Source organism: Streptomyces sp. NPDC001093 (assembly GCF_040298985.1).
Classification (GTDB): domain Bacteria; phylum Actinomycetota; class Actinomycetes; order Streptomycetales; family Streptomycetaceae; genus Streptomyces.
Genome location: NZ_JBEPBF010000091.1, coordinates 34,273 through 40,565 on the forward strand (window position 1 = coordinate 34,273; position 6,293 = coordinate 40,565).

General features: G+C 70.9%; 7 protein-coding genes. All 7 read right to left on the reverse strand.

Annotated features, from left to right (window positions below):
* Positions 1-96 precede the first annotated feature (96 nt).
* The 7 genes from ABT288_RS33895 to pgsA all read right to left on the reverse strand — a co-directional run bounded on the left by ABT288_RS33895 (position 97) and on the right by pgsA (position 6,219).
* On the reverse strand, positions 97-849 hold the full coding sequence (locus ABT288_RS33895; protein WP_351616099.1) for a YebC/PmpR family DNA-binding transcriptional regulator: 753 nt from the start codon (positions 847-849) through the stop codon (positions 97-99).
* 48 nt (positions 850-897) lie between these two features.
* The gene (gene pdxT / locus ABT288_RS33900) at positions 898-1,506 is read right to left on the reverse strand and encodes a pyridoxal 5'-phosphate synthase glutaminase subunit PdxT (protein WP_351616102.1); all 609 of its coding nucleotides are present in this window, start codon (positions 1,504-1,506) and stop codon (positions 898-900) included.
* A 30-nt stretch (positions 1,507-1,536) separates the two neighbouring features.
* Positions 1,537-2,442: a pyridoxal 5'-phosphate synthase lyase subunit PdxS gene (gene pdxS / locus ABT288_RS33905; protein WP_351616105.1), complete on the reverse strand. Its 906-nt coding sequence runs from the start codon at positions 2,440-2,442 to the stop codon at positions 1,537-1,539.
* A 127-nt stretch (positions 2,443-2,569) separates the two neighbouring features.
* Complete coding sequence (locus ABT288_RS33910) at positions 2,570-3,112, reverse strand: LemA family protein (RefSeq protein WP_351616108.1); 543 nt, start codon at positions 3,110-3,112, stop codon at positions 2,570-2,572.
* 319 nt (positions 3,113-3,431) lie between these two features.
* Positions 3,432-4,595, reverse strand: a complete 1,164-nt coding sequence (locus ABT288_RS33915) for a glycosyltransferase family 4 protein (RefSeq protein ID WP_351616110.1) — start codon at positions 4,593-4,595, stop codon at positions 3,432-3,434.
* On the reverse strand, positions 4,592-5,500 hold the full coding sequence (locus tag ABT288_RS33920) for a phosphatidylinositol mannoside acyltransferase (protein ID WP_351616113.1): 909 nt from the start codon (positions 5,498-5,500) through the stop codon (positions 4,592-4,594). The genes ABT288_RS33915 and ABT288_RS33920 overlap by 4 nt, the downstream gene beginning before the upstream one ends.
* The gene (pgsA, locus tag ABT288_RS33925) at positions 5,497-6,219 is read right to left on the reverse strand and encodes a phosphatidylinositol phosphate synthase (protein ID WP_351616123.1); all 723 of its coding nucleotides are present in this window, start codon (positions 6,217-6,219) and stop codon (positions 5,497-5,499) included. Before pgsA ends, ABT288_RS33920 begins: the two co-directional genes overlap by 4 nt.
* Between the last annotated feature and the right edge of the window lie 74 nt (positions 6,220-6,293).

A 6,293-nucleotide genomic window follows, 5' to 3' on the forward strand; every position in this document is an offset into this window, starting at 1 on the left:
TTTTTTGTTCTGGATTGGGGCCCCCTCGCACTTTCGGGGGGGGGGGGGGGGAGGGCCCCCCCCCCCCCGCCGGAAATCCGCTGAACCCGCGGAGCGTTACGCGTCGACCTTCTCCATGATCTCGTCGCTCACGTCGAAGTTGGCGAAGACGTTCTGCACGTCGTCGCTGTCCTCGAGCGCGTCGATGAGCTTGAAGATCTTCCTCGCGCCCTCCTCGTCCAGCTCGACCTGGACGGACGGCACGAAGCTGGACTCGGCGGAGTCGTAGTCGATGCCGGACTCCTGGAGGGCGGTGCGGACCGCGACCAGGTCGGTGGCCTCGCTGATGACCTCGAAGGTCTCGCCGAGGTCGTTGACCTCCTCGGCGCCCGCGTCCAGGACGGCGCCGAGGACGTCGTCCTCGGTCAGCTCACCCTTGGGGACGATGACGACGCCCTTGCGGCTGAACATGTACGACACCGAGCCCGGGTCGGCCATGGAGCCGCCGTTGCGGGTCATGGCGACGCGGACGTCGGAGGCGGCGCGGTTGCGGTTGTCGGTGAGGCACTCGATGAGCACCGCGACACCGTTCGGGCCGTAGCCCTCGTACATGATCGTCTCGTAGTCGGCGCCGCCGGCCTCGAGACCGCCACCCCGCTTGATCGCGGAGTCGATGTTCTTGTTCGGGACCGACTGCTTCTTGGCCTTCTGGACGGCGTCGTAGAGCGTCGGGTTGCCGTCGAGGTCCACGCCGCCCATCCGCGCCGCGACCTCGATGTTCTTGATCAGCTTCGCGAAGAGCTTGCCGCGCTTGGCATCGATCACGGCCTTCTTGTGCTTCGTCGTGGCCCATTTAGAGTGGCCGGACATCTGCCTGTCTCCTTCGCGTAACCAATCTCTGTACGAACGTCAGAGATCCTACAAGGACTCCGGGGCCCGGTTGGCGCGCACCATGTCGACGAACAGGGAGTGCACACGGTGGTCGCCGGTCAGTTCCGGATGGAACGACGTGGCGAGCACATGGCCCTGACGGACGGCGACGATGTGGCCGTCGTGCTCGGCGAGCACCTCGGCCCCGGCACCCACGGACTCCACCCAGGGGGCGCGGATGAAGACGCCCTCCACAGGATCGCCCGTGATGCCCTTCACGTCGACCGCGGCCTCGAACGACTCGTTCTGCCGGCCGAAGGCGTTGCGGCGCACGATCATGTCGATGCCGCCAATTGTCTCCTGGCCCGAGCGCGGGTCGAGGATCTTGTCGGCGAGCATGATCATGCCCGCGCAGGTGCCGTAGACGGGCATGCCGTTGGCCACGCGCGTGCGAAGGGGCTCCATCACGCCGAAGAGGATGGCCAGCTTGGAGATGGTGGTGGACTCGCCGCCGGGCAGGACGAGGCCGTCGACCTCGGCGAGTTCCTCGGGGCGCCGCACCGGCCTGGCCACGGCGTCGGCCGCGGCCAGGGCGATGAGGTGCTCCCGTACGTCGCCCTGGAGGGCCAGGACGCCTATGACGGGTGCGTCAGTCATGTGTTTCGTGCAGTCCTCTGGGGGTGAGAGTTACCAGCCGCGGTTCGCGTAGCGCTCGGACTCGGGGAGGATGTCGCAGTTGATGCCGACCATGGCCTCGCCGAGGTTGCGGGACGCGTCCGCGATGATCTTCGGGTCGTCGTAGAAGGTGGTGGCCTTCACGATGGCGGCGGCACGCTTGGCCGGGTCGCCGGACTTGAAGATGCCGGAGCCGACGAACACGCCCTCGGCGCCGAGCTGACGCATCAGGGCCGCGTCGGCCGGGGTGGCCACGCCGCCGGCGGAGAAGAGGACCACCGGGAGCTTGCCCAGCTCGGCGACCTCCTTGACCAGCTCGTACGGGGCGCGCAGCTCCTTGGCGGCGGCGTACAGCTCGTGGTTGTCGAAGCCGCGCAAGCGGGCGATCTCGTTCTTGATCTGACGCAGGTGGCGGACGGCCTCCACGACGTTGCCGGTGCCGGCCTCGCCCTTGGAGCGGATCATCGCGGCGCCCTCGGCGATGCGGCGCAGGGCCTCGCCCAGGTTGGTGGCACCGCACACGAACGGGGTGGTGAAGGCCCACTTGTCGGAGTGGTTGACCTCGTCGGCCGGGGTGAGGACCTCGGACTCGTCGATGTAGTCGACACCGAGGGCCTGCAGCACCTGGGCCTCGACGAAGTGGCCGATGCGGGACTTGGCCATGACCGGGATCGAGACGGCGTTGATGATGCCCTCGATCATGTCCGGGTCGGACATACGGGCCACGCCGCCGTCCTTGCGGATGTCGGCCGGGACCCGCTCCAGGGCCATGACCGCGACGGCGCCCGCGTCCTCGGCGATCTTCGCCTGCTCCGGCGTGACGACGTCCATGATCACGCCGCCCTTGAGCTGCTCGGCCATGCCACGCTTCACGCGCGCGGTGCCGGTCTCGGGAGCCTGGTTCTCGATGGTGGACACGGGTGACCTCACTGAAGTGAAAGAAGGTTTCTCTGCAGCATCGAGGAAACGGGAGTGGACCAGGCCACAGCAAGGGCCAATGGCAAGCCGGTGGATCCTTTTCGTCCAGGGAGGGTTCTCCCGGGATTCAGGAGGCCCGCTCCACCAGGGCCGCGGGGGGCTCGTCGTCCATCTCGAAGGCCAGGGGGAACGGGGCGTGACCGGCCAGCCGGAACCAGCGGACCTTGCGGTGCTCGCGGAGCCTGCGGGCGGCCCCCACGGCGTCGTTGTGGAAGCGGCGGGCCATGGGGACCCTTCGGACGGCCTCGGCCAGCTCACGGGCCGCCTCCTCACCGCCCGGGGCCTCCCGTACGGCCTCCACCTGATCCGGATCCCCGAAGACCGCGCGCAGCGCCTGGCTCAGCTCGCTCTCGGCGACCTCCCGCTGCTCCTCCTCGGCCTGCCGGGCGGCGTGCGCGGCCTCGTACAGCACGATCGAGGCGGCCGGGTCCAGCACGCCCGAGGTGGCCAGCTCCTGCGCGACGGAGGCCCGGCGCAGCAACTGCGCGTCGAGCGCGGCCCGTGCGGCGTCCATCCGCACGTGCAGCCGGTCCAACCGCCCGGCCGTCCAGCTCAGGTACACGCCGATCGCGACGAGTGCGACGAGGATCCAGATGAGGGTTGCGGTCACGCCGGAAGGCTATCGGCTGCGCGAACCGGCCCCTCACGGCGATCCCAGACCGGCTCCGGCCGCCCTTGGGGCAACTCGGCCCGCCCGCCGCACCGGCCCGGCCCGTGCCGAGGCCGCCCTGCGCCCGAAGTGACCCGGGGGCGCCGGCCGTCGGGCCGAACACACCCCGGCTGTCCTGCGCCTGAACGCCGAAGCGAACCGCACAGAGCCACCATCCCGAGCCGGCCCACCCCCCGCCCGCGGCCTCCGTCCCGGGCCAAGTCCGCCCCGAGACCGCACAGCCTCAGCCCCCGACCGGCCCCGGCCCGTGGGCGCAGCCTCAGTCCCGGGCCAGGCCGAAGCGTGCCCTGAGTCCTGTCGTGCGCTCGTCCGCCGCGACCGCTGCCGCGCCGGCCGTCACCGTCTCGTAGACGGACAGGATGTCCGCGCCGACCGTGGACCAGTCGAAGCGCCGTACGTGGGCGCTGCCGTGTTCGCGCAGTTCGGTGCGGCGTTCCGGGTCCGCCAGGAGTCGCACGGCGGCCTCGGCGAGCGCGTCGGCGTCCTCGTTGGCGAAGACCTCGCCCGCGGCGCCCTGGTCGAGAACCTGCACGAAGGCGTCCAGGCCGGAGGCGAGCACGGGGGCGCCGGCCGACATCGCCTCGACGAGGATGATGCCGAAGCTCTCGCCGCCCGTGTTGGGGGCGACGTACAGGTCGACGCTGCGCAGGAGGCGCGCCTTGTCCTCGTCGCTGATCATGCCGAGGAACTCCACGCGCGCGCGCAGCTCCTTCGGGAGGTCCTCCACCGCCGCCTCCTCGTCGCCGCGGCCCGCGACCAGCAGGCGGGTCTGCGGGCGGGCGGCCAGGATCTTCGGAAGGGCCTTCATGAGGACCGGCAGGCCCTTGCGGGGCTCGTCGATACGGCCGATGAAGCCGATGGTGTCGCCCTGCCACTCCGGCTTGGGCTCGGCCTTGGCGAAGAAGTCCACGTCGACACCGTTGGGGATGACCACCGCGTCCCCGCCGAGGTGCTCGACCAGCGTCCGGCGGGCGTACTCGCTGACCGCGATCCGGGCGCTGATCTTCTCCAGGGCCGCCTGCAGGATGGAGTACGCGGCGATCATCGCGCGCGAGCGGGGGTTGGAGGTGTGGAAGGTGGCCACGATCGGGCCGGAGGCCGCCCAGCAGGTCAGCAGGCCCAGCGAGGGCGAGGTCGGCTCGTGGATGTGGACCACGTCGAAGGCGCCCTCGTGCAGCCAGCGCCGTACCCGCGCGGCCGACAGGAAACCGAAGTTCAGGCGGGCCACCGAGCCGTTGTACGGCACCGGGACGGCGCGGCCGGCCGAGACGACGTACGGCGGCAGCGGGGTGTCGTCGTCGGCCGGGGCGAGCACGGAGACGTCGTGGCCGAGGCGGAGGAAGTACTCGGCGAGGTCGCGGATGTGGAACTGGACGCCGCCGGGCACGTCCCAGGAGTACGGGCAGACGATCCCGATTCTCACGAGGGTCCCTTCGCGGGGTCGAGGTCGGCGAGCCACAGCCGCTGCAGCATGTGCCAGTCCTCCGGATGGTCGGCGATCCCGGTGGCGAAGGCGTCGGCCAGCGCCTGTGTCATGACAGACGTCTTCTCGGCCCGGGTGCCTGACTCGGGTACCTCGATCGGCGGGTGCACGCGGCCCTGCATGACGGGCGAGTCGTCGTACCAGAGCGTGACCGGGAGCAGCAGCGCGCCGGTCTGCTGGGCGAGCAGGGCCGGGCCCGCGGGCATCCGGGTCTTCTCACCGAAGAAGTCGACCTCGACGCCGGAGGCGGACAGGTCCCGGTCGGCGACCAGGCAGACCAGGCCGCCGTCGCGCAGCCTGCGGGCCAGGGTGCCGAACGCGGAGCCGCCGCTGTGCGGCAGGACCTCCATGCCGAGGCCCTGGCGGTAGGCGACGAAACGGTCGTACAGCGTCTCGGGCTTCAGCCGCTCGGCGACCGTCGTGAACGGCGTCTCCAGCTTGGTGGTGACCCAGGCGCCCGCGAGGTCGTAGTTGGCCATGTGCGGCAGCGCGAGGATCAGGCCCTCGGGGGCGGCCAGCCCGTCGGTCAGGAAATGTATGTCCTTGGGGTCGAAGCCCGACTTCACACGCTCCCGGCTCCAGGCGGGCAGCCGGAAGGACTCCATCCAGTAGCGCAGGTACGAGCGCATGCCCGCGCGGGACAGTTCGCGCAGGCGCTCGGGGCCGGCGTCGGGCAGCACGCGCGCGTAGTTCGACTCCAGGCGCCGCACGCCCTTGCCGCGCTGCTTCCAGGCGAGGTCGGCGATGGTCTGCCCGAGACGGACCGCGACGGGTTCGGGGAGCTTCTTGACGGTGCTCCAGCCGAGCCCGTACAGCCCGTCGGTGAGCCGTTCGGCGGCGCTCACTTCGCGGCCTCGCTGGGGCTCTGCCGGGCCGCGGCGGCCTCCGCCTCGGCGGACTCGCGGCGGACGGTGACGACCCGTTGGATCAGCGTGACGAGACTGCCGACGGCGACGATCCACAGGGCGATCGGCAGCAGCCACTGGATGCCCGGCACACCGAACTTGTGCAGGCCCGCGAGACCGGCCGCGACGAGCGAGATCACCAGCCGTTCGGCGCGTTCGACGAGGCCGTTGACGGCGACCGGCAGCCCGATGGACTCGCCGCGTGCCTTGGTGTACGACACCACCTGCCCGCTGGCCAGGCAGAAGATCGAGACGGCGCACAGGGCGTTGTTGTCGCCGTTGCCCGCGTACCAGAGCGCGAAGCCGCCGAAGATCGCGCCGTCGGCGACCCGGTCCAGGGTGGAGTCCAGGAAGGCGCCCCAGCGGCTGGAGCGGCCCAGCTGGCGGGCCATGTTGCCGTCGACCAGGTCGGAGAAGACGAACAGGGTGATCACGACCGTGCCCCAGAAGAACTCGCCCCGGGGGTAGAAGACCAGCGCACCCGCGACCACACCGGCCGTGCCGATGAGCGTGACCGTGTCGGGGCTCACCCCCCGCCGGATGAGAAACGCGGCGAACGGTGTGAGGACACGCGTGAAGAATGCACGCGCGTACTTGTTCAGCATGGCCTTCCCGACGGTCGGTGTCGCCGCGGCCCTGGTGGCCTCCGGCTGGCCCATCGTAGCCACGCGCGCGCGTACGTGGCGGGCGGGCACCCGCGGCCCGTGGCGCGGGCCGGTGTGCGCCGCCGTGC